The following is a 23,618-nucleotide window of genomic DNA, read 5'->3' as shown; positions in this document are numbered from 1 at the left end:
TAATAATAATTGCCGTATTCGTGCATGTGGGCTTGTCTTCCCCTGCGACAGTATACCTCAAATTGCTGCGAAGCTCCACCGGTAAAGACCTCCTTGAGAGGAGGTCACCCTAAAGATATGCCGGGTGTACAGCTTGTACGGTCGTTTTTTGGACTTTTAGAGCCCTATCCCAAGGTTCAACGCCATAGAAGCGAATTAGAAATGTATATATCCATTTTGGATCAAAAGGATTACGCCGATGCACAGCACAAACAAGCGGGGATGATCTAAGATCTCCCCCCGCTCGTAATGGTGCATCATTTGGTTGCCGGGCTGTCCTTCTTCTTCTTTTGGACAGCCTCCCACATCCGCGCAGCTACGCGCTCGCGGATCAATGCCAGCCCTGCGGTGGCAGGCACGCCTGGCAGCAGGGCCGCCAGCTCTGGCGTTGCCGGGGGCTTGCCCGGCTGCGCCAGCCGCACCTTCACGGCGCCGAAGCCAGGCCCCGGCTGGTGCATGGCGCCGTCCGCGGCTGCCTCGGCGATCCACTCGCCGACGGCTGCGCCGCCTTCGCCGCCCCGCGCCTGCGGGCGGCCGGCCGTTTCGGCTGCGCGGCCGGGGCCGCTGGGATCATGGGCCAGTTCCTCCGCCCATGATCCCAGCACGCCGGCGAGCAGCGCTTCGCGCGGCAGGCCGGCGTGCGCCAGCTGCAGCAGCGGCTCGGCCGCGAAGCGCGCGGCAACGGCGCGCCCAGCGGCCGCGGCATGCGCGCAGCCCGTGCGGCCGCAGGTGCACGTCGCTGCGCCGCCCGCGCTCAGCGAGCTGCCAGCGGCTGTGCCGTGCTCAGCCTCGCTTGGCGCATACCGCGGCAGCAGCCCGCCCTGCTCCGCCGGGGCAGGGCCGCCGCGCAGCAGCGCGTACAGCGCCAGCGGGCGCTTGCGCAGCTGTTCCAGCACAGCCTCGCGTTCAGCTTCACTGAGCTGCGGCAGCGTGCCTGTTACCGTAAACAAGCCTTCGGCTGATTCGGTCTTGCCTGCGGCTGCTAATGCCTCTTTGCCTGAATTAGCAGCCGCACTAACTTCTGCTATCCATCCACCGGGGGACATATGCAGCTCTACATTCCATTTTTCGCTCACAACAATCCCCCTTCCTGTCATTACACTCTTCATTTATGTGAGTGTGTATCTATATATGTTTAACTAAACATTCACACAATAACGGAGAGGACAGAAATAACCTGAAGAAGCAAAGCGTTCGCCTTTATCCCCGGATTTCCCCTTTTATAAAGGAATTAAAGAAATCTGGGGATAACAGCGATCGGAAGGTTGTTCTGTCATCGGAGTGCCAGTGTAAATATTCATTAGTTGAACTTATATAGCAACTTACAGCCATGTCTCGCCCTGAAGCGAGATCAGGCCACGCAGCTCATCGTCCGACATCTCGGTCAGCCAGTTCTCACCGGAACCGACCACTTGCTCAGAAAGTGCCTTTTTACTCTCAATCAGCTCATCAATCCGTTCCTCCAGGGTACCCTGACAGATCAGCTTATGCACCTGCACGTTTCGATTCTGCCCAATCCGGAATACCCGGTCCGTCGCCTGATTCTCCACCGCAGGATTCCACCACCGATCGTAGTGAACGACATGACTGGCACGCGTCAGATTCAGGCCCACACCTCCGGCACGAAGAGACAGGACAAACAACGATGGCCCTTCCCCTTTTTGGAAGGTTTCCACCATATCATCTCTTTGCGACTTCGATACTCCGCCATGCAGGAAGTAAGGTTCTTCCTCATAGCGCTGTTTAAGCCGGGATACGAGCAGTTCCCCCATCGCCACATACTGAGTGAAAATCAGCGCCGACTCCCCGTTGTCACGGATTGCATCCAGCAATTCCAGCAAACGTTCCATTTTGCCGGATGCCTCAGCCTTGCCATGTTCCTTCCGGCTGCTGTCCGCCAGCACCGGATGGTCACAGATCTGCTTCAGCTTGGTCAGTGATGACAACACAATTCCCTTACGAGCGATACCGTTTCGTCCATCCAATCCGCCCATCAGATCATCCACCACCCGCTGATACAGAACGGTCTGTTCTGGTGTCAGGGAACAATAGGATTTCAGTTCCAGCTTCTCCGGCAGGTCCTTGCGGATATCCGGATCACTTTTCAGCCTGCGCAGCATAAAGGGCGATACAAGCCGATGAAGCTCACGCAAAGAGGCTGCATTTTCTTCGGATGGGCCCAGTCCGGTATAGCGCTGGCGGAATGAAGAAGCCGTGCCCAGATACCCCGGATTGAGGAATTGGAAAATGGACCACAGCTCGCTTAGTCGATTCTCCACTGGCGTACCCGTCATCGCAATGCGATGCGGCGTAGACAGACGCATGACGCTTTGCGCTTGCTTTGTACGGTAATTTTTAATATATTGCGCCTCATCCAGCACAACGGTAGACCAGTGCAATGAAGCCAGATCCGGGCCATCCCGGCCAGCCAGATGATAGGTCGTCAGCACAATATCATGGGACTGTGCTTCCGCCTGGAAGGCATTGCCGTGCAACCGTTGTCCGCCATGATGAATATATAACGACAGATTCGGAGCAAAACGCTTCAGCTCACGCTGCCAGTTCCCGAGCAACGAGGTAGGACACACAATAAGTGCAGGCAGATGCGCATCATGCACATGCGGTTGTTCACTGTTCCCGAACTCTTCTTCCATCCCCATAAACGCTTCGTGCTCACGCGCTTCATCTGCCGCGGCTTGCTGTTCCTCCTGTTTCAAGTCCAGCAAGCAGGTGATAACCTGAATCGTTTTTCCCAGTCCCATATCATCGGCAAGACATACTCCGAACCCAAGCTCACGCATGGCGGATAACCATTGGTATCCCCGCTCTTGATAGGGTCTCAGCTCGCCTTGCAGCTCTGCCGGAACTTGACGAGGCTCAATACTGCGGAGCACCTGCCCGTCGAGCAAAAAGGACAGCAGCCCCTCGGATTCCGCACCAAAGACGGAAAGTCCCTTCCATGCGGTATCTTCGCCTTCTTCCGCTGCCAGATGCAGCCATTCGGATAGAGGCATATATTGTTCTTCTTCTTTTTTCATATAACGCAGAACCTGGCGAATCTCTTTTGTATCCACTTCAATCCATTCGCCGCGGAACATCACATAAGGCACCGTTGCTTCTGCAAGGGCAGCCAGCTCCTCCGCCGTAACCGGTTTGCCGTCCAGCATCGGTTCTGCCTTGAAGGCAACCAGCTGCTCCATGCCCAGTGCAGACGGGGCCCCGACCGGTCTTTCTATGCCACGATTGAGCATTTCCAGACGTAGCCCAGCGCGGCGTTTCCCTGCTCGGCTCCAGCGGGAAGGCATTAACACGGTTACTCCCGCCTTCTGCAGACGAGGCACAGCATAGGTCAAAAATTCAAAAAAGGCTTGCTGTTCCAGCTTCATTCCTTCCGGTCGTGCATGAAGAAGCGCCGTTTCCAGCTCCGGTGCCAGTTCTGATGCATGCCCCAACGCCATCAGGAACTGTTCTGCAGCTGAAATATAACGCACTTTACCTCGGTCCAGATCTCGTTCCGGATGTGCCCAGATTGTGCGCGCAGGCAATCTCAGCCCAGATTCCTGCACACTGTCTGCCCAGAAGGTAATCCCCCACAATGATTCATGATCACCAAGGGGCGGTTCCAGCCGCAGTACCAGCTTCAGCTCCCCTTCCGTGGGAGCCGTTTCTTCACTGCCTACCACGGGTCTCGCCGTACCGCCAGCTTCTTGCAGCGTTCCAATGAGTTCTGCCATTTCTTCCGTAGGTCCCTGCACCGTCACCGGGCGGAACATCGAGATCAGACTATTCCACCACAGCTCTGCTACCGGAGAGGACCCACGCCGGAATGGCGTGCGGTAACGAGACAGCTCACTGTCCATGCTTTCCATCTCACTCGTGACAACCGCATGAATCATTCCGCTCATAAATGAAAATAATACGGCTGCTCCCGCTTCCTCCCGTGATTCCGGTTCAGAAGATGCGTATGCTCCAGGTGCAGACAATCCGATCGGCGGCATGGATTCCGCCAACTCCCGGAATCGTTCCACATCCGCTTCCTGCAGCAGACGCGGACGCCATACACCTGTCAGTGTTTCCTGTCCGGTGCGCCGACGCGCACCCGTCTTGGCCGCAAACTCAGCGGATGGAGCAAATTCTCCACGCAGCAGCAGTTCCTGTGTAAACTGTGCTGCTTTCACCCAATAGCGAATCTCTTCTCCGGCCTGAATTCCTGCCGCATTCAATATACTTTCGTCCCAATGGAGCAGCAGCTTGAATGTATCTTTAGGCGAGATTGCCAGCCCTTCCAACGTCCGTCCGAGCAATTGACGCCGCTTCGTACCCTTCGCTTCCGCGGCATTACGCATCGGATTGGGCCAACGAAGCTCCGCAAGGCGCAGAGCGGCAGGCTGAAACAGACGACCCCCGTCGCCAAAATTCAGCTTCCGTACCACGTGGCTCCACGCATCCACACGTGGCTCCGATGTTTCACCGGAAAAACAAAAAAATACGTCACCAAGCCATACTCCATACAGCGATTGCATCATTACAGTCTCCCGTCATCCCTTCGCATTGTTACTCTCCATCATATACGAAAATGCTCGGATTTAAAAACGTTTACGCATAAAAAGTGCTACATCACTTCGAAAAACCATCTTCAAACCACTTCGTACTATATTATGTATGGCTGTTAAAAGGTGAAACACACCACGTCATTGCATTCAACGATTAGGTGATCACACTAAAAAATGCCCCTCGTTCCCAAAAAGGGATAAGGAGCATTATCTAAATCAAGCGGATATGTGCTTTGTATATAACATTTCAACGTTGCGTTTACTGCGATTTGGTTAAATTACCGAGCAATACATCCAAATTAAGAATGCCCGCCTCATGATCGTCATTGTGTGCGATTTCCTTGAATATGCCCGTTGTGTAACGTCGATATTCTTCCGTAGGCTCTTCAAACCGATCATACATCACCACGGAATCCACGGAATCGACGACGAGCGGTACATAATCGTCGTGGTAAGGTACAACAATGATACGCGTCGAAGGTGTAGGCTCCTCGTCAGGCATGCCGAGCAGGACGCGGACACTCACAACAGAGACCACTTTGCCGTACAAGGGTGTGAAACCCTTGATCTCAGGACTGCCAAAAGGAACGGTGGTTACCGGGAGCATTTTAATAATTTCATGAACTTCATCAATTCGAAGCGCACAAATCTGATTTCCGACCGAGAAATTGATGTATTGAATTTGAACTTCCTCATCCATAGATGTTTTCATACCCTTCTTGTTTTCAGTTTCAATAGAAGCTTTTTATAGTCATCTTGATCATGAATCATTACATTTCATGTTGCTTTCTCTGTGTTTATATCGGTTAAAGCGAGATAAATTTTTACCCATTTCTTAATATGAAGATTCTATCGTCAGAAAATAAAGGCAGCAGAGCAGATATAAAAAGAAAAATGCAAACAGAGCTCCAAGTAAACCGGGAGTTTGTTTGCAATTTCTGAACGTATTTTTCAGTTCGAATGATCACTCTAATACAAATGGCACGCCACCTGACGCCCTGGTGAAATCTCCCGCAGCTCCGGGATGACGGAGCGGCATTCGTCCTTCACATACGGACAGCGGGTATGGAAGGTGCAGCCGGACGGTGGATTTTCCGGATTGGGCACATCGCCGCCCAGGACGATCCGTTCCTTTTGCACATTCGGATCAGGAACCGGAACAGCGGACATTAATGCTTTGGTATATGGATGCAGCGCCTCGGTAAACAGTTCGGATGTTGGCGCAAGCTCGACCACTTTGCCCAGATACATGACAGCCACACGATCACTGATGAACTTAACGACAGACAAGTCATGAGAGATGAACATATACGTCAGTCCAAATTGTTCCTGCAGATCCTGCATCAGGTTCAGCACCTGTGCCTGAATGGACACATCCAGCGCTGACACAGGCTCGTCACACACAATGAATTTGGGATTCAAAGCGAGAGCACGGGCAATCCCGATCCGTTGGCGTTGTCCACCCGAGAACTCGTGCGGAAAGCGATGTGCCTGGTAGGGGGATAATCCGACCACTTCCATCAGTTCTTCGATTCGGCTCTTTAACTCGTTTTTGCCCAGATTGTGGTGGGTAAGCAGCGGCTCCTCCAGTGTACGCTGTACTGTCCATCGAGGATCAAGGGAGGCGTATGGGTCCTGGAACACCATCTGCATATCCGTTCGGAAACGACGCAGCTCTTCTGGCGGCAGCTTCCGTACATCCTTGCCTTCGAAGAATACTTCACCATCTGTTGGTTCAATCAGACGCAGGATGGCACGCCCCGTGGTGGATTTTCCGCAGCCGGACTCTCCAACCACGGCGAGTGTTTCCCCGCGCTCCACAGACAGTGTTACACCATCGACTGCTTTGACGGCACCGACCTGTTTGGAGAACAGGCCTTTGCGGATAGGGTAATGCTTCTTGAGGTTTCTGACTTCCAATATCGCACTCATATAATCCCCTCCTGTTGCAGCAGACAGCGGCAGCTGTGGCTTGGTGCTGTCTCCAGTAATTCGGGCTGTATCGTCTCGCATCGTGCTTCCTTCACCGGACAACGAGGGGCAAAACGGCAGCCGGAAGGCATATGGGCCGGATTCGGCACCTGACCTGGAATGGATTGAAGACGATCCTGATCCCCTGCAAGCTGCGGCAGCGAAGCGAGTAGACCGCGAGTATATGGATGCTTGGGATCGGCAAAAAGGGTTTTGACATCCGTCTCTTCCACCACTTGTCCGGCATACATCACCATGACGCGATCACACATCTCAGCTACTACGCCGAGATCATGAGTGATCATCATGATTGCCATATTCTCCGTCCGCTGGAGGTCACGCATCAAGTCCAGAATCTGTGCCTGGATGGTCACATCCAGGGCTGTTGTCGGTTCATCTGCAATGAGCAGCTGCGGACTGCACACCATCGCCATGGCAATCATCACCCGCTGGCGCATGCCACCTGAGAGCTGGTGCGGGTATTGTTCTGCAATTTTGTCAGGACGGGGAATGCCGACTTTGCGAAGCATATCAACCGACCGTGTCCAAGCCTCTTTTTTGCCCAGCTTCAGATGATATCGTGCCGCTTCCGAGATTTGTTTGCCGATTTTGAATACCGGATTGAGCGAGGTCATCGGCTCCTGGAAAATCATGGCCATTCGGTTGCCCCGAATTCGACGAATTTCTCGCCCGGACAGCTTAAGCATGTCTTTCCCCTGGAAACGGACTTCCCCTGACGCCACGCGTCCGATCTTTTTGGGGAGCAGCTGCATGATTGATAACGATGTAATACTTTTCCCGCATCCCGATTCTCCGACAATACCCAGCGTTTCACCCTGCCGTATGGAAAGACTGATCCCGTCCACTGCACGGATTACGCCTGCATCCGTGATGAATTCTGTCCGCAAATCCGAAACTTCGAGCAGTTCAGCCATGTTGTTCCCCTCCCCTACCATTACGTTTTGAACTTTTTTTCTTTTTTCTTCTAAAAGAATTAACGCTTGGACGTCGTAGCTTCTTCGGAAGCAGCAGTCTTCGAATTCTTCAAGGACATTTCATCTTCCATACCTTCCACGCCCAAATATTTAAGCGCGCTCAGCGCGTATACTTTGGCGCACTGGATAATCTGCCATACGGGTGCTTTTTCGTTGAAATTATGAATTGTGGACAGCTCTGCCGGACCATATTGCAATACCGGAATCTGATGATTCCGGAAGTGGCGTGCATCGCTGGATGCCCATTGCAGCACACCGTACGCCTCTTCGCCGCTCACTTCGCTGATGCTCTCCACCAGTTGGCTCACGATTGGTTCATGCGCTGGAGTCCAGTTGGCATTGCCCTGGAAGCCAAACGGCTTCAGCTCCGATTCTATTCCTGCTTCAAGCAGAAGCGAGCGAGCACGGTCCAATACATCCCGGTAATCCACACCAAATGGAACGCGAGAGTCCACCTGAACAGTGCAGCGATCCGCTACCACATTCACCTTGGTTCCACCCTGAATGGAACCGATATTCACCGTGACATGGTCGAACACCTGATAAGCCAGACCTGCCTTCTCCCGATCACGCGCGTACTCCTGCGAGATGCGGATAATCTCCTTCACCTCTTCCGGGATGTCTGGTTTGATGTCCCACAGCCGCTGCAAGGCTTCAATGCCTTTAGCTGCCTTCACAATCGCATTATCGCCTACAATAGGTTGAAGACTGCCATGACCCGGTGTCCCTTCCACCGTAAATTCAAACCAGCAGCTTCCCTTTTGTCCAATGGTTGGATGCTGCGGGCTGGACGGCTCTGCAATGACTGCCGCCGTACCGGTTGCAAGACCACGTTCCAGAACCCATGGTACCCCCAGGTCACCGCCTGTTTCTTCATCCGGAACAATCATCAGCGACAGATCTCCACGCAAAGGTACACCCAGCTTCGCCAGAATAACCGTCGCAAAGATTAAGCCAGCAAGTCCGCCTTTCATGTCGGATGCCCCGCGTCCCAGCATATATCCGTCCTTGATTTCACCGCAGAACGGATCAAAATCCCAACGGGAAAGATCCCCGGCTGGCACAACGTCGGTATGACCACAGAAAATCAGATGTTTGTCTGACTTGTCTGCCCCTTCTCCGTTCAACGTGGAGATCAGGTTAAACATCGTTTCCGTTGCCGCATGTACTTTGGTGTCGATTCCGGCCTGATGCAGATATTCGATAATAAAAGCACTAATCTCACGCGAATCCCCTGGAGGGTTCTCCGTCGGAAAACGAATCAATTGTGAACAGAGCTCCAGTAGTTCGTCCTGGCCCTCCTCGATTGCATCAAGTACCTTCCTTTTCCAATCCATCCTGTTCAGGCTCCTTTCAATATGGGCTGTATGGTGGTCCGTACGAATCGTCAGAAGACAGGCATGATTGCCTGTCCCCCAGATCGTCCGTTCGTTTACTGCTCTTTGCTAAGCGGGTAGAAACGCAGAACCTCATCCGGATAATACACGTATCCGCTGACCTTGTTATTCATGCCGACAACCCGGTTGTATTCGTATAGATACGCCCATGGCGCTTCTGTCGTAATAATCTCCTGTGCCTTCATGTATAGCTCGTTGCGTTTCGCCTGATCCGGTTCGGCACCTGCTTCTTCCCACAGCTTGTTAACTTCCGCATTGTTGTAATGAATGTAGTTGGAAGAGCCTTTGCCATAGAGCAGGAAGCCCAGATGGTACCCAGGGTCGTTAACAAATGAAGTCCATTTGGAGATGTAAGAGACTAAGTTCCCTTCTTTTTGCTGTTCCAGGAACTGTGCACGAGCGACTTTGTTAATGTTCATTTTGACACCGATCTTGGCCAGCTCTGCTTGAATCAGAACCGCATCATACTCCCAGTCGTCAAAGCCGGAACCGAGGGTAAAGTCAAAGCTGAACCCTTCCGCATAACCTGCTTCTTTCAACAACGCCTTGGCTTTGTCCAGATTGTACTCGTACACATAGCCTGCATCCGTAAAGCCCGGTGTGTTACTTGCTACAGCACTTTTCATCTCTTTGGCTTGACCGTACATAACATCGTTAATCAATTGATCATAAGGGATCGCATAGTTGATGGCCTGACGCACTTTTTCATTATCAAACGGTTTGACATTGTTGTTCATCGCGAAGAACAAAATGCGGTTACTCGCATTCGACTTGATGGTCAAATCACTGTTCTCCTGCAAAGCTGCAACATCTTTGGGAGGAATCTCGATCGCCATGTCCACGTCACTCTTGTTCAGCAGCAGAACACGGTTGGAGGCTTCCTTCGTGAATTTCAGCGTAACTTTGCTGAGCTTCGGTGCACCCTGCCAGTAGTCGTTGTTAGCCTGGAAGACTGCTTCACTGGCCGGGTCCCACTTTTCAAGCGTGAACGGGCCTGATCCGGCAGCATTCGTTTTCAGATAATCATCACCTTTTTCCTCGACCAGCTTCTGGTCCACAATGGAGAAGGTATACATGGCAATGATCTGGGTGAACATGTGGTTTGCTTTATTCAGTACGATCTCCACGGTGGAGTCGTCCTTGGCGGTCACGCTCTTGATGTCGGCCATTCCGTATAGAAAGCTGCCGGAGCTGGACTTCGCCACACGATCAAAAGAGTACACAACCGCATCCGCATTGACCGGATTTCCACTTTGGAATTTCAGACCGCTTTTGATTTTGAACGTATACGTTGTATTGTCATCAGACACTTCCCAGCTCTCGGCGAGCATCGGCTGAATATCCTCCGTGTTGGCTACGTCAGCACCATCCACCGTTTTGACACCATAGGTTACCAACTGGTCATAGGTTGCCAGTACCAAGGTATCCGAGGTCAGGTCATTCGCCTCCGCCGGGTCCATCGTGGTTCCCCCCTCAGAATAAGCAACCGTAAGTGTTGGCGCGGGTTTTGTTTCCTCTCCTGAGCCGGATGCCGCAGGCTGCTGGTTGGCATTGCTGGCACAGCCGCCAAGAACAACGGTAAGAGCAATCATTGCAGAAAACCATTTGAGCTTTTTCATGTTTAGTTTCCTCCCCTTTTTGAACCAGTCTTATGATGTGATACTATAAAACGTTGCAGCTTTTATTAGACAAAGTAAATGTGTGCACCAGTACCTTGGAAAGCAACTTACCCATTTCCTGATACCAACCGCAGCAGCATTCATTCTGCCTACTGCCGGCGATGGAACCTTGCATGCCATTAGTCCAAGGCATTCCCCGCAAGTCGGTTCCGCCAGCTAGCTATCTATGAATCGGTTCTGTAGAGGCTGATGGTGACCCACCTCTATTTTCCCGAACGCAACCTTGGATCCAGTACATCACGGAAACCATCTCCGAGCAGGTTAAAGCCAAGAATGGATGTGGCTATAGCCAGTCCAGGGAATGTCACGAGCCACCATTGTCCGGAAATGATATACTCCCGGCCTTCAGAGATCATGGCTCCCCATTCGGCTGTAGGCGGTTTGACGCCAAGACCGAGAAAGCTCAAACTGGATGCCGTCAGAATGGCAAAGCCCATACCGAGCGTAGCTTGTACCAACAGCGGTGCCAAAGCATTCGGCAAGATGTGGCGAAACAGAATCACTCTGTCCCTCACACCAATCGCTCTGCTGGCTTCCACATATTCCTTTTCGCGCAGGGATACCGTCTGCCCATACATCAATCTGGCAAATTCGGGAATGCCCACAATCCCTACAGCAATCATGGCACTCGTCAGTCCGTTGCCGATGGAAGCCGCAATGGCCATGGAGAGTACCAGCGAGGGAAATGCAAGCAACACATCCATCACCCGCATGATGATATTGCCAGTACGTCCGCCGTAGTAAGCAGCAATTCCGCCCAGCGGAACCCCGATGACAAACGAGATGCTGACAGCAATCAAGCCTGTCCAGATGCTGATTCTGGCTCCATACAGAACACGACTCAGAATGTCACGACCATAGTTATCGGTACCGAACCAGTGACCACCTGACGGGGATTCCAGCTTCACAGCCGTATTCGTCACGTACGGATCATAAGGGGCAATCCATGGGGCAATCGCTGCGATGACAGTCCACATCACGATAAAGGCCAGACCAATAGCAGCGAGCCGATTGCGGAGCAACAATCTCAGAAAGGTTTTAGGTTTGGGAACAACCGCCGGTGCAGGTTTGGTTCCCATGGAAGTCGGTGCGGCAGTACTCACAGCGGTACTCCTCCTTTCGCGGCGACCCTATTCATAACGGATTCGTGGATCAATCAATCCATAGACCAGATCCACCGCCAGATTTATAAAGCTGAACAGAATGGCACTTACCAGTGTGAAAGCCTGAATTGGTGCATAATCAGCAGCCAGAATCGAATCTGTGACATAACCGCCGACGCCAGGCCAGGAAAAGATAGTTTCCGTGATGACCGCACCACCGAGTAATCCGCCAAACTGAAGGCCAAGAACGGTCAACGTGGGAATCAGCGCATTGATCAGGGAGTGTTTGCCGACGACCGCGGTTTCGCTCAAGCCCTTGGCTCGTGCGGTACGCACATAATCCTGTCCGATGACTTCCAGCATGCTGGACCTGGTCATACGCGCCACAATCGCCATTGTCCCTGTGCTCAAGCAGATGGCTGGGAGCAGCAAATGAGCAAGACTGCTTTTGAGTGCAACCATATCTCCGGTCATAAGACTGTCTACCACGTACAATCCGGTGATATGCGTCGGTGGATTGAGGTCTCCGCTGATGCGTCCCATCGGAGCCGGAGCCCAGCCGAGGATGGAATAGAAGATGTAAATAAACAGCAGTCCCAGCCAGAAGATGGGTACACATGCTCCAATCAAGGAGAACACCCTGGAGATGTGGTCCATAAAGGACTCTTTTCGAGTTGCAGCGATAATGCCTACCGGAATCGCAACACAGATGGCTATAATCACACTGGCTAACGTCAGCTCAATGGTTGCCGGAAAGCGGGTAGCGAAATCACTCAGTACCGTATGACCGGTATGGTAGGCGAATCCCAGATTCCCTTGAAGCAACTGTCCCACGTAACTAAAAAACTGTACAAATAATGGCTTGTCCAATCCCATGTCCATTCGGATTTTGGCAATGACATCATCCGTGGCCTGTTCGCCAGCCATGACAATGGCGGGATCTCCCGGAAGAACGCGGGACAGGATGAAGGTAATCACCACAATGCCGATCAGTGCCGGAATCATCTGCAGCAGCCTTCGGAGCGTGTAAGCAAACAATCGATCAACCCCTTTAACTCTCATGTCTCACTTGCTGTTTTACGTTTCTCTGTGGACGGCCCAGTCTTGAAAACTTGTCTGTTTATCCGTCTCTTCTTTGTAATTGTGCTTATTTTACCTAGAATCCGAGCGTCGAACTACGTCCCTTTTAGCTAAAAAAAAGCACAACCGTTTGTCGGTTGTGCACTAATGTCTCCTATTTATGTCATGTTAAATTACACTCTAAGACATAGTTCGCTATTTTTCGACCTATATCTACCATAAAGTTCATCGTTGGTATTGCTGTAGAAACAAATGTCCGATTGGCAGGTCCTACACCTCTTGTTTATCCTGCTTCATGTAGTAATACACAAGACACAGATGACAGACAAATTGTTCACGCGGGTGATTCAGGTCGAATCCCGTAATGTCCCGTATTCGCTCCAGTCGGTATTTCACGGAATTCCGGTGAATATAGAGCCGGTTTGCTGTCTCGATCAGGCTGCCCCGGCTCTCCAGATAATAAAAAAACGTTCGCAGCAAATCACCGCTGTGTTCATCATCATAAGCACGCAATTTCCCAAGCTTCCGCTCAAACAATGCCGCAAAACCCGGATCATTCGCCGTTTCGCTCAGCAAATGATATACCTCTACATCCTCAAACCGGGTTGTACGCCCACCGGACAAACGGGAGGATACGAGGAGTGCATTTCTGGCCTCGCCATAGCTTTGATGCATATTCCAAAGTGGAACCTGGGTGCCTACGCCTGTCCTGAATTGTCCAAGCTTGTTGGCCGGATCTTCGAGCCATAGCCCGATCGTATCAGACCAGGATTGAACGTCATCTATCCATACCGCATCCCGGGACTCCGGTGTTGGCAAGAAGAGCACCGCCCTGTTGGTCCGAAACTCAATATGAGGCGCCACCCTCCGTTTTCTGGCCTCCTGACCAAGCAATTCGGTCAATAAGTCTTCATCCGGAGCAGTCTCACCTTCCATCACGGCAACTTCCCATAAATGCTCCGGATTCATGCCAAGCTTGCGACCTCTCGATTCGGCTTCATGTGGCAACAGCAGAGGTGGTGTCAGCAGTTCGTCAATGAAGTTGCCCCGAAGACGCAATTCGGTATCTTCCGCCACCTTGTTTCTCATCAATTCCAGGGATAATACTAATCTGGCTTGCTCAATACCGACTTGTTCCATTTCATCCAGGGAGTCCTTGTCCACCAGCAGTCGGGCAACCTTCCGCCGATCGAGATTTATCTCCCATACGAGTGGGTCCACAGCTTCTTTCCAATCATAATCCGGCGGTGAAGACACAATCATCTGACCAGCATTGTCGATAACACCCACGGGTGCCTGAAGCAGCTCAGCCACATTGTCCCCCACCGCCTGTATTCCGCTGTTTTCAAGTACCATGGTCATCAGTGTCCGATATACTTCCTCTGACCTGCGGAGAAGTGCGGCCTGTCGATCCAGTACCAATTCCATAACAGGCTGCGTAATATCCATGTAGGGTATTTCCGGAGGAATTTCAATGATGGGCAGGCCGCAGTCATTACTGGCTGCAACGGCTTCTTTCGGGATTTCTTTGAGAAAACGCGCAGGCTTGATAGCCAGAGCAGCCGCCCCTGCTTCATTAAGTGTATAGATTAGTTCTCCGAGCAAGCCGGGATTATCACGAATTGAATAGGCTGTCGTCAGCATAAGCATGCCTTTTCGCAACCACCCTTGCAGATCGGGCACCTCCATAATATCCACGAACCGCACAACCCGATCCAATCCCTGGTGCCCACTAATGACTTTGGCCTTGCTGAGTATAGGAATATTCAACAGTTCTTTCAATGTTATACCTGTCGTTTTCAAACCTATCGACCACCCTGAGCCAGATTTGCAAATCATTTTTGCATACTGTATCTAATTTTTTTGGATAGTTTACCAGACTATCTGATCAAAAAAAACGGGAATTTCTGTGATATCCGTATGTTATGTATTCATTTTATAAATTATAGTATTAACAATACGTTGTTAGTAGAAGTTAATTGCATGGAAAATAAATTCATTACTTTATCGCTTCACATTACAAAATAGGATAATTATATCCACGCTCCTCGCACACCTGCGCCATGCTATTCCAAGAGCCCCGATAACACCTTATCCAACACAAATAACGCCGATGCAGTTATACACATTGCATCGGCGTCAACATCAAATTAACCCAAATATAAAATCATCACATATCCACATCCGGCATTCCATAGATCAGACATTCAACGCAGACACAGCTGCTCCCAATGAATAGATCGGGTCAAGCGCCCGGATATGCAGTTCTTTTTCCACTTCCAAGGCGAATCCCATCGTTGCAAAACCTGTACACGCAAGAACAATGGACTCGGCGCCCTCCGCCTTCAGTCTTCTGGCGGCTTCCATAGCCGCGATTCGCCCCTGTGGCGTGTTGAGATCCAGCGTAGTTACCACACCTTCGGGACGCTCCATCCCAATATAGGCATCACCTAGTATTCCTCGAATTAGATGAGGCACTTCCTCAAGGATGGTCAATACACCTACACGCGCCGCTGAAGTGAGCGCAAGATGTGCTGCACATGATCCAGCACCATAGACTGGGATGTCAACAGCGGCACGCATTTCTGCGAGAGCCGGATCGGCTGCACAACTGATACCGATGGAGGTACAGCCTTCCTGTTCCAGTTTTCGTGCCAGATCCACAATTTTGGGAATCGATTCAAGCTCTGTGGCCTGATCATATACCCCCAGCGGTTGATCGGGAATGCAGCGACTCCGAACCTGAATGCCATAACGTCCTTCAATCAATGCCCCGTGTCTGTGGATATCTTCTTCATGATGAAGCGTAATCACTCTGATAAGACCCAACATCAGCATTCCTCCCCAGGCTGTGGATATCTTGTGCATATGTTACCCACAAACTGTTGATAGTTACCCCCAGTTATGTGGATATCTCTTTATATATTGTGAATATGTTGTGTATTTGTCGCTAAAACTACCGCGTAATTTACGCATTGGTCCCCACTGTGGATATGTTGTGCATACGCTCTCATTCACTTTTTTTTGATCTACAAGGTTATCCCTTGAATATTCTGCTCTGTTATTGATCGAGCAGTTCTCCCTGACGCATAATCAACACATCATCAATGTACACATCCGGCTTCTGCACAACGGCATCAATGTGAACACCTGCTGCAACTGTGCCGCCAAAGGTATTATTACTTCCAAAAGCAACATGAATCGTACCGTAGACTTTCTCGTCCTCCAGGACAACACCTGTAATTCGGGCCTTGTCATTGGTGCCAATGCCAAATTCGCCAAGAATCCGACCATCCCCTTCACCCAGCATGGATAACAACTTGTCTCCTTCAACGCCAGTTGCTGTAACAAGGCGCCCTTCTCTAACTGTCAGTAGAACAGGTTCACTGATCGCACCTATTCCTGCAATTGAGCCATCCACCAGGATTTCACCCTCGCCAATGCCTTCAACGGGGGCGATGTACGCTTCACCGGAAGGCAAATTGCCGGATTCACCTGGATTGAGGTACATACCTGTGCTCGGTACGCCATTACGACCCTGAATGGAGAACGACAGCTGGTGTCCATCTTTTTCGATACGGACACTTCTCCCTGCACTCAGCATGGCCGTAACCTTATCTGTCAATGCCTTCACTTTGGGATATTCTGCGGTAATGGCTCCGTTCATGAACATATCGTCCGTCATGCCCGGCATCGTAGCTACCCGGGTTCCAGCAGCTGCCGCCTGTTTACGCGCCTGCGTATGGGTTAATGAATAACGAGTTACGCACACACTTCATCGCTTCGGCAATCGGCGCAGGCGGCTCTTCACCGGATTTGCTCCGTTCCTTCATCACCATTAGTACCGCATCTGCTCCCAGTGCCTTGCCTGCCTCATATATGGACTCGGCCAGTTCTCTCTTGGCATCATCCGCTACGACAGCCAGTGTCTCACTACTGCGAAGTCCAAGGCATTCCACCAAAACATTTTTACTGACGTCAATTCGTTGCTGGTTCATTGGTTCGTCTCCTCCTGTGTCAGACCATTTCCGCTACTAGCTTCCCCATTAGAGCATTCGACAAAATGACCGGGATTCCTGCGCTGGCATTGGCAACCCACTGACGGTGGCGCTCATCATACCCCATGCAATCCAGTAAAATAAGTTCAACACGCCCCTTTAATGATTCCGTCGCCTGCCGGAACTCAGCCTCCCCGGATGTATAGGGAGAAGCAGCGGCAAACGCAGGCTGGACCAGGGAGGAAAACTTCAAATCAAGCTGTCCCGCTTGCTCTGGCAATGGTCCGATAAGCCCCAGACGGCGGCCATCGGCCATCGCCTGTACGGCTGGAGGAATAATGCGGTCAGGCTCAATGAGGTGCACCTTGGCTGAACGCAGACCTGGAAAGGAACCTGTGCACAGCAGCAGAATATTGGGGACACCCATTGCTTCGAATTCACGAATCTTTTGATTCAGCATCGGTCTGATTTTTTCACGGGATACGATAGCCGCACTGCCATCCTGTAGACGGGAAGTGAGCACATATTCACCAGGTTCCGGGGCCAGCGCAGCAATCTGAGTTGCCGACAGCCCGTCCAGCACTCCGACCTGAAGGAGTTCCGCCCGCCCCTCCAGATACTTTTCTATGACAGGCGCAACATCGGTTCGCGGAGCTTGTCCAATCGTAATCATGCCAAGCTGCTTGGTCATCTTATTGCCTCCTACATATCAGATCGGCTGTAGAAGCCACGTATGTCCACAGCATTATTTTCACCTGCCGCTTCAACCGTGAACTTCTCGACTAAACTATGCAGACGGAGCTGCCTGGATCCCTGGGGTCTGAAGTACTTTCATTGATCCATACAGACGAGTAATCAGGTTATATTCCTCCACATTGTAGAAAGAACAGGTGCCATTCGTGAATTCCTTGGCTGTCTCCACGACCAAACGAACTGCGCTTGCAATGTCAACCTCATGGCTCGCTCCTGTGCCGCATCCCGGAACTGCGGATTGAGCAGTTACTGCTACGCCTACAACAGGTGCGTGTGTAGCCACAGCTGGCTGTAAAATGGAATTGATATGGTATAAGTCATTGCCGTATGGCGTAATATCCTGCGTTGTAATCGGGAAGGTCACAGGCAGCTGCCCTGTGGTCATCTCCATAATTCGGAGCAAATCATCGCTCACCCGTAAAATATATCCCTCTTTCACTGTTGGCGAAATGGCGATGCCTTTATGGTTAATCACCCGGTTTCCTTTGGTTGTATCAATGGACAAAATGGCTTCCATCTCAGGCAGAACCTCATGTTCGTTCATCTGCAAAATGTCGACCGGAGAGTCCATAAAATCAACCGGTTCATGCGGAAGCGTGGGAGCATCCGGACAGATATGCGTAGTTACAATGACATCACCTTTGAGCGAATCACCCTTGGTCTGCATATCGGCGAGTTTCAGTCCTGCTGCGACAGCAGCAACGGCGCCATCGGCATCCGAGACGAGTCCGATGCGTGTAGGACGGGCACCGATTCCACCCAGTCGTCCGACAATCCCCATGGTCGGGGCCTGCCCTCCCGACAGCTTGCCTTGTGTACCAGGGATGATGATTTTAACAAAATCCGTGCTTCCCTTTTCCCCTTGTACGGTCAGCACTTCAACGGAAACCTGTGGGTATTGAACAAATAGTTGCTTTACACTTTCACCATTTACATAAGCGCTGTCCAGCGCGTCCAGTGCCAATAACGTTTTTTGAAGTGGCATTGTACACATCCTCCTCTTAGCTGTTGATCTTGAAATCAAGTCTATCGCAGTTCAGAAGAGGCTCACAATGTACTGCCTTGCCAAAATGAGCATCGCTTTATTGTGCGACAAGTATAAATGGAAGTGAAAATAACGTTTTCATTCCGTTTATCTAACTGTATGTGTAATATAATTTAACATTTTATTATCGAGCGACTTGAATATCATGTAATTTTGGGAATGCACACTTCATTTCTTCGCATACCCTCTTTTCATTTGCCACTCCACAAGCAGCGAAGCAGTTTCTTCCGCATGAAACAGGGGAAATTGGTGCCCATAGGGAAGTTCCACATGTTGAACGGAGGAATGGATATTTTCGGGGCGCGCGTATCCCTTATCGTTTGTCCCCCAAACCATAAGTGTGCGCTGCGCATCTGCACTTGTCTGCGACACTTTATCATTTGAATGAGACTGTATCCAGTGGAGCAAATCAGCATTCGCTCCTGCGATGCGGGGAGACTTCAAACCAGAAGAAACTCTTCTCGCATAACCTTTCAGCAGGGTTGGATTGATCTCCGAAACATCTGCTCTTTTTAACTGTCCAGCCACTTGCTGTGGAGTCATCCGAGATAACAGTCCTTGCAGCATTCTTCTCGGGAGCCTTGATATCAGGCGCTGCATTCCGTCTTTTGAAGCTCCCCATACGGGTTGCAGCAAGGCAAGCTGGATATTTTCACGTCCACTCTCCTGCATCACCGCCGCGGCTATGGCTGCCCCAACAGAATGTCCTAACAGTTTGACCGGACCTTGTATCTCATCCAGCACACTTCGCATCGCTTCGACCTGCCCTTTGAAGGCCGCACCTATTATCTTGTTCCGATGAACCGGAGAACGCCCAAATCCGGCAAGATCCACAAGCCATACAGGGTTTCCCGTCATACTCCATAGCGCATCTCCCAGCGGGATCATATCGTCAGCACTGCTCATCAAACCATGAACAATCACCCACGGCTCCCCTTGACCCTCATGGAGCAGCACCGCAAGACTGCCCTTACGTGCCCTAGTCCAGCTCTGAGGCAGATCCTCCTGTGCAGGATAGCTGAAACGATAATCCAAATCGGCTGTTACGTAAGGTAATAGCTCGCTAACTTCAGGCAAGTTTAGTCCCATTCGTCGAAATAACCGCTCCGTCTGCTGCACTTCAAACTCCTGTTTGGTAATAAACGCGATCGATTCAGGCGGTATCCCGCTGATCTTTGTACCACCAGCCTTCATCGCTGCATGGATCATGGGCAGAGGCACTGACCATCGAGGTGCAGATACATCCAACTCTGCCGCCAGTAACCGAATCAGTTCCTTCATATCCGGTCCGTCCGCTTTTCTGGACAACAAGGGATATGTCCCGCCAGACGGATTGCTATCCTGAGTCAGAAAAACAAGGGTCCTTGCAACCACATCATTGGATACAAGGGGCAGCCAATGCTGTCGACCGCCAGGAATCACCGGCATTCTACGCCTTCTCATTGCCTGTATCATCATGCCAATTCCGCCCGTTTGTTCGGTTGCCCCTGTAGGATATGGACCCACGATTGTACTCGGGTTAACAACAGATAAGACATACGAATGCTGCTCAGCGTGCTGTCGAATATAGCGGTCCGCTTCGAATTTCATATGTTCATAAGCACTTTCCGAATGGAAGGCTTTGCTAATCAATGACTTCTGACCGCTCGACTTATCCCCAACATCTTCATTCGTTGAAGATATAGGCGGAGAATCCTTCCTTCCATACGGACTCATAAAACCAACCACGTGGATAAAGTGCCTCAATCCTTGTTTACGCTGGATTTCTTCGGCCAATTCGGCCATCCCTCTTGCTCCATTCATAAAAATCTGTTCTGCCACCTTCGGTTGCAATGTGACATCCATCGTTCCACCTGCATGAATTATGACATTGGCCTGAAGAGCACGTTCACGATCAGCTTTGGTCAGTCCGAGGCCAGGAGCTGACAGATCTCCCTGAATACAAGTTATTCGGCTGAAATCCGTTACTCCGTATGCATTCAGAACCATCCTCGCTTTGGATTCCGAGCGTACAAGCAGTAATAACTGCACTTCACTGTGCCCAAGTTGTTTTACTGCCTCCTTGCCTATAAATCCGGTACTGCCTGTCATCAAAATAGTGGTTGATTCAGTCGCTATGTTGTTCTTAGCTGGATTGGAATCAGTCTTACCTCCTGCGTTTAATGATGATGATGAATTATGTATACTCATTTCTAATCTCTCTCCCTTTTTAGCATTATTTATTTTAGTACTATACAGTACTAGTTATGATCAAAAAAAGAGCTTCGTTTACCGAAGCATCTGACAAAATGTACGTGCTGACTGTTCAATTATCCCTATATCACGTGCAGTCTCCGCGAGTACAAGTGAACCCTCGAATGCAGCGATAAATAAAGCAGCCGCGGGTCCCGGCTCAATCCCTTTACGAAATTCGCCACGATCCACCCCTTGCTGCAACAGCTTTTCCATCATCGGCTGCAGCTCACGGAAGAAACGGGCTATGCTCTCTTTCACTTCGGGTGCGCTGGCTGGTGTCTGCATATACAATGTAATAAACGGACAACTCCCTTTATAATCGCGCCCTTCCATGCCTGCGGACAGTAAGGCCATAAACGAATAGATCCGTTCTGTGACCTCTCGTTCACGCTGATTGAGCAGCAGGTAGATCTCCGATTCATACTGGGCAATCCAGTACTGCACCACGGCCTGGAGCAATTCCTCCTTGTTTTTGAAATGGTAATAAATATTCGATTTGGATACCCCGCTTGCCCGCACGACCTCATCCATGCTGACATAGCTGTAACCCTGACGCAAAAATAACTGAGCAGCCACTTCGACTGCCTTGGTCCGATTAACCGGATTGGAACTTTTGGATTTCATAGAAGCAGAATTTGAATTTTCATTTTTCATAAATAGAACTATACAGTACTAATCAAACAAATACAAGTTATGTTGTTAACAAAAGATGATCTTTGCCCAAATATTTCTCGTACTTGTCCACATTTAGAACATTGTACACACAGGATATCCACATATAGTATTAACTCTGTGTTAAATATGTCATTGGGCCTCACCATATGATGGAGTTATCCACATTTCAAGAGCGGGTTCGCCATTTGTTCTTCCATTCGGCAATGATGATGGCGTCCACTTACAATAAAACAGGCCAACCAGAATGAAATTCTGGCTGACCTGTTCGAGGCTCGAGATACTCGAAATATGAATTACATAATATGAACTGTCCATCGAATCAAATCAGTTGCGAATGGCTCCAATAGCCTGTGGATACTAGTATGTGGATAACCATTCAAGGATGAGACAGCACTATTTTACTTATACACTTATACGGATAGCTCATCCGAGTGATTATTTTTTCAGACTATCCCAGTTTTGCTGCAATGCGTCAAGCAGGGCTTTTTTGTCCGATTTGCCTGCTACATATGCCTGAATCGTGCTGCCGAATTCTTGTGGAACACCCTCAGGGAAACGGTTAAAGTTCCAGCTTAATGTTTTGTTTTCCTGGCTGTATTTCATGATATCCGTTGCGAGGTCACCCAGATCCTCTTCGGATGCCTGAATGGAACTGAATGCCGGGATAAACTTGAATTCTTTGGTCATATACTGTTTCCCGATGTCGGATGTGACGAGCCATTCCAGAAACTCTTTCGCTTCCGGTTTCACTTGCGAATTCTTGTTCACAACCCAGTAGTTCGGTACGCCAACAAACAATTTGTCGTTCGGTTCATTCGTAATTGGCATCGGCAGAATGCCGAGATTCAGATTAGGATCAATGCCATCAATTTGTACCTGCGTCCAGTTCCCTTGCTGCATCATCGCTGCTTCCCCACTGGCAAACAGGGTTACCTGAGTGTTGTAGTCGGTTGTGAGCGGGTTTTTGTTGCTGTATTTCAGCGTCAAGTCGAGCAGATTCATCCAGTCCGTGAACACCTGATTGCCAGGGATTTTCTCCGTACCTTCGTTAAGACCTTGAATAAATTTCACCGGATCTGCCTGATTCGCAAATGCCACGTTTACGTTATGATTGCCGAGTACCCACCATTCCTGATATCCATTGGAGAACGGGGTAATGCCTGCGGCCTGAAGCTTTTGTGCAGCCTGATCCAATTGTTCCAGTGTCGTTGGAATTTCAGTGATGCCTGCTTTTTGGAAGAGGTCTTTGTTATAAATGAAGCCATAGCCTTCCAGTGCCAGCGGCTGTCCATACAGTTTGCCGTCTTTGGTCATCGGCTCTTTGGCAACTTCAAGCACATCTTTTGCCCATGCTTCACCTGACAGATCCTCCAGGTATTCGAGCCATGTGTCCAGCTCACGATAACCACCAACGTTGAAAATGTCCGGTTGCTCGCCAGCAGCGAACTTGGCTTTCAATGCAGCACCGTAGTCACTGCCGCCGCCCACGGTCTGAATGTCCAGCTTAATTCCTGGATGGGAGGACTCATATTCCGCTTTGAGACGGTTAAACGCTTCCGCAATTTCGACTTTGTACTGGAATATTTTAATCGTTTTGTCTCCTGCAGCAGCCTCTCCGCCACCTTGGGTGTCTGTGTTGACAGGACTTCCACTCTTATCTCCGTTGCCACAACCCGCAAGCATTACAGAAAAAGCAATCAGCATAAGCAACGTCAACTTGGTCATTCTTTTCATACATACACTCTCCCTATAGTAGTTTCAGTATAACAGCTTCGTTGCATTTTTTAGCCACCAGGATGCAGGCGGCGATTGATTCACAACCGAAATTCCGCAAGTCGTTAACCCCTGCACTTACTTAGTGATCTCGTTCATCCAGTTTAACGAACCCAGCGCACGCTAATCGCTCCTATTTGCTATGGTTTGCATTCTAACGAATCCTGGAAGCGTTATTTCGCCGATATGGTCGATTTTTAAGGCTCTGATGCCGTTTTGCACCAGACTAGCGTTACTGAGGTTCGTTAAACTTTCTATACCTCAATTATTCACCTCATAAGATGCGGTGAGTTCGTTAAAACTTTGACCCATGTTTTTATCT

Annotated in this window: 16 protein-coding genes and 1 pseudogene; all 17 read right to left on the bottom strand. The window is 50.3% G+C overall.

Annotated features, from left to right (window positions below; translation table 11 throughout):
• Nucleotides 1–296: 296 nt before the first annotated feature.
• Nucleotides 297–1,115, bottom strand: a complete 819-nt coding sequence (locus tag BMY78_RS25950; protein WP_090904212.1) for a hypothetical protein — start codon at nt 1,113–1,115, stop codon at nt 297–299.
• Nucleotides 1,116–1,361: 246 nt separating this feature from the next.
• Nucleotides 1,362–4,565 carry a DEAD/DEAH box helicase gene (locus BMY78_RS25945; RefSeq protein WP_090904211.1) on the bottom strand — a complete coding sequence of 1,068 codons (3,204 nt, stop codon included), beginning with the start codon at nt 4,563–4,565 and terminating at the stop codon, nt 1,362–1,364.
• A gap of 286 nt (nt 4,566–4,851) precedes the next feature.
• Nucleotides 4,852–5,304: a chemotaxis protein CheW gene (locus tag BMY78_RS25940; protein WP_090904210.1), complete on the bottom strand. Its 453-nt coding sequence runs from the start codon at nt 5,302–5,304 to the stop codon at nt 4,852–4,854.
• Nucleotides 5,305–5,561: 257 nt separating this feature from the next.
• A complete protein-coding gene (locus BMY78_RS25935; protein ID WP_090904209.1) occupies nt 5,562–6,524 on the bottom strand; it encodes an ABC transporter ATP-binding protein in 963 nt (320 codons plus the stop codon).
• Nucleotides 6,521–7,498, bottom strand: a complete 978-nt coding sequence (locus tag BMY78_RS25930; protein WP_090904208.1) for an ABC transporter ATP-binding protein — start codon at nt 7,496–7,498, stop codon at nt 6,521–6,523. Before BMY78_RS25930 ends, BMY78_RS25935 begins: the two co-directional genes overlap by 4 nt.
• A gap of 59 nt (nt 7,499–7,557) precedes the next feature.
• On the bottom strand, nt 7,558–8,895 hold the full coding sequence (locus BMY78_RS25925; RefSeq protein WP_256222416.1) for a M20 family metallopeptidase: 1,338 nt from the start codon (nt 8,893–8,895) through the stop codon (nt 7,558–7,560).
• A gap of 95 nt (nt 8,896–8,990) precedes the next feature.
• Entirely contained in the window at nt 8,991–10,574 is a 1,584-nt protein-coding gene (locus BMY78_RS25920) for an ABC transporter substrate-binding protein (protein ID WP_090904207.1), read from the bottom strand.
• 263 nt (nt 10,575–10,837) lie between these two features.
• The gene (locus BMY78_RS25915; protein WP_063568004.1) at nt 10,838–11,713 is read right to left on the bottom strand and encodes an ABC transporter permease; all 876 of its coding nucleotides are present in this window, start codon (nt 11,711–11,713) and stop codon (nt 10,838–10,840) included.
• Between the two features lie 51 nt (nt 11,714–11,764).
• Complete coding sequence (locus BMY78_RS25910) at nt 11,765–12,775, bottom strand: ABC transporter permease (protein WP_177185880.1); 1,011 nt, start codon at nt 12,773–12,775, stop codon at nt 11,765–11,767.
• 312 nt (nt 12,776–13,087) lie between these two features.
• Complete coding sequence (locus BMY78_RS25905) at nt 13,088–14,620, bottom strand: PucR family transcriptional regulator (protein WP_090904205.1); 1,533 nt, start codon at nt 14,618–14,620, stop codon at nt 13,088–13,090.
• 396 nt (nt 14,621–15,016) lie between these two features.
• Nucleotides 15,017–15,649: an aspartate/glutamate racemase family protein gene (locus BMY78_RS25900; RefSeq protein WP_090904204.1), complete on the bottom strand. Its 633-nt coding sequence runs from the start codon at nt 15,647–15,649 to the stop codon at nt 15,017–15,019.
• A 229-nt stretch (nt 15,650–15,878) separates the two neighbouring features.
• Nucleotides 15,879–16,815: pseudogene (locus tag BMY78_RS25895) on the bottom strand (aminopeptidase).
• A gap of 19 nt (nt 16,816–16,834) precedes the next feature.
• Nucleotides 16,835–17,506 (bottom strand): AroM family protein, encoded by a 672-nt coding sequence (locus tag BMY78_RS25890; RefSeq protein ID WP_090904203.1) that lies wholly within the window; start codon nt 17,504–17,506, stop codon nt 16,835–16,837.
• A 96-nt stretch (nt 17,507–17,602) separates the two neighbouring features.
• Nucleotides 17,603–18,553, bottom strand: a complete 951-nt coding sequence (locus tag BMY78_RS25885; protein ID WP_090904202.1) for a DUF1177 domain-containing protein — start codon at nt 18,551–18,553, stop codon at nt 17,603–17,605.
• A 228-nt stretch (nt 18,554–18,781) separates the two neighbouring features.
• Nucleotides 18,782–20,803, bottom strand: coding sequence for an alpha/beta fold hydrolase (locus BMY78_RS25880; protein ID WP_090904201.1), 2,022 nt, complete (start codon nt 20,801–20,803; stop codon nt 18,782–18,784).
• Between the two features lie 78 nt (nt 20,804–20,881).
• The gene (locus tag BMY78_RS25875) at nt 20,882–21,472 is read right to left on the bottom strand and encodes a TetR/AcrR family transcriptional regulator (RefSeq protein ID WP_090904200.1); all 591 of its coding nucleotides are present in this window, start codon (nt 21,470–21,472) and stop codon (nt 20,882–20,884) included.
• A 486-nt stretch (nt 21,473–21,958) separates the two neighbouring features.
• On the bottom strand, nt 21,959–23,257 hold the full coding sequence (locus tag BMY78_RS25870; protein ID WP_090904199.1) for an ABC transporter substrate-binding protein: 1,299 nt from the start codon (nt 23,255–23,257) through the stop codon (nt 21,959–21,961).
• Between the last annotated feature and the right edge of the window lie 361 nt (nt 23,258–23,618).

It is taken from the genome of Paenibacillus sp. OK076 (genome assembly GCF_900110055.1).
GTDB lineage: Bacteria > Bacillota > Bacilli > Paenibacillales > Paenibacillaceae > Paenibacillus.
The sequence above is the reverse complement of the archived record's forward strand: the minus strand, read 5'-3'. Positions and strand labels throughout refer to the sequence as shown.

Bases quoted from the DNA above. Each gene is read 5' to 3' on its own strand.
- BMY78_RS25945 (WP_090904211.1), bottom strand. From the start codon at position 4,565: ATGATGCAATCGCTGTATGGAGTATGGCTTGGTGACGTATTTTTTTGT.
- BMY78_RS25875 (WP_090904200.1), bottom strand. From the start codon at position 21,472: ATGAAATCCAAAAGTTCCAATCCGGTTAATCGGACCAAGGCAGTCGAA.
- BMY78_RS25890 (WP_090904203.1), bottom strand. From the start codon at position 17,506: ATGACCAAGCAGCTTGGCATGATTACGATTGGACAAGCTCCGCGAACC.
- BMY78_RS25930 (WP_090904208.1), bottom strand. From the start codon at position 7,498: ATGGCTGAACTGCTCGAAGTTTCGGATTTGCGGACAGAATTCATCACG.
- BMY78_RS25940 (WP_090904210.1), bottom strand. From the start codon at position 5,304: ATGAAAACATCTATGGATGAGGAAGTTCAAATTCAATACATCAATTTC.
- BMY78_RS25870 (WP_090904199.1), bottom strand. From the start codon at position 23,257: ATGAAAAGAATGACCAAGTTGACGTTGCTTATGCTGATTGCTTTTTCT.
- BMY78_RS25920 (WP_090904207.1), bottom strand. From the start codon at position 10,574: ATGAAAAAGCTCAAATGGTTTTCTGCAATGATTGCTCTTACCGTTGTT.
- BMY78_RS25925 (WP_256222416.1), bottom strand. From the start codon at position 8,895: ATGGATTGGAAAAGGAAGGTACTTGATGCAATCGAGGAGGGCCAGGAC.
- BMY78_RS25880 (WP_090904201.1), bottom strand. From the start codon at position 20,803: ATGAGTATACATAATTCATCATCATCATTAAACGCAGGAGGTAAGACT.
- BMY78_RS25935 (WP_090904209.1), bottom strand. From the start codon at position 6,524: ATGAGTGCGATATTGGAAGTCAGAAACCTCAAGAAGCATTACCCTATC.
- BMY78_RS25885 (WP_090904202.1), bottom strand. From the start codon at position 18,553: ATGCCACTTCAAAAAACGTTATTGGCACTGGACGCGCTGGACAGCGCT.
- BMY78_RS25915 (WP_063568004.1), bottom strand. From the start codon at position 11,713: ATGGGAACCAAACCTGCACCGGCGGTTGTTCCCAAACCTAAAACCTTT.
- BMY78_RS25900 (WP_090904204.1), bottom strand. From the start codon at position 15,649: ATGTTGGGTCTTATCAGAGTGATTACGCTTCATCATGAAGAAGATATC.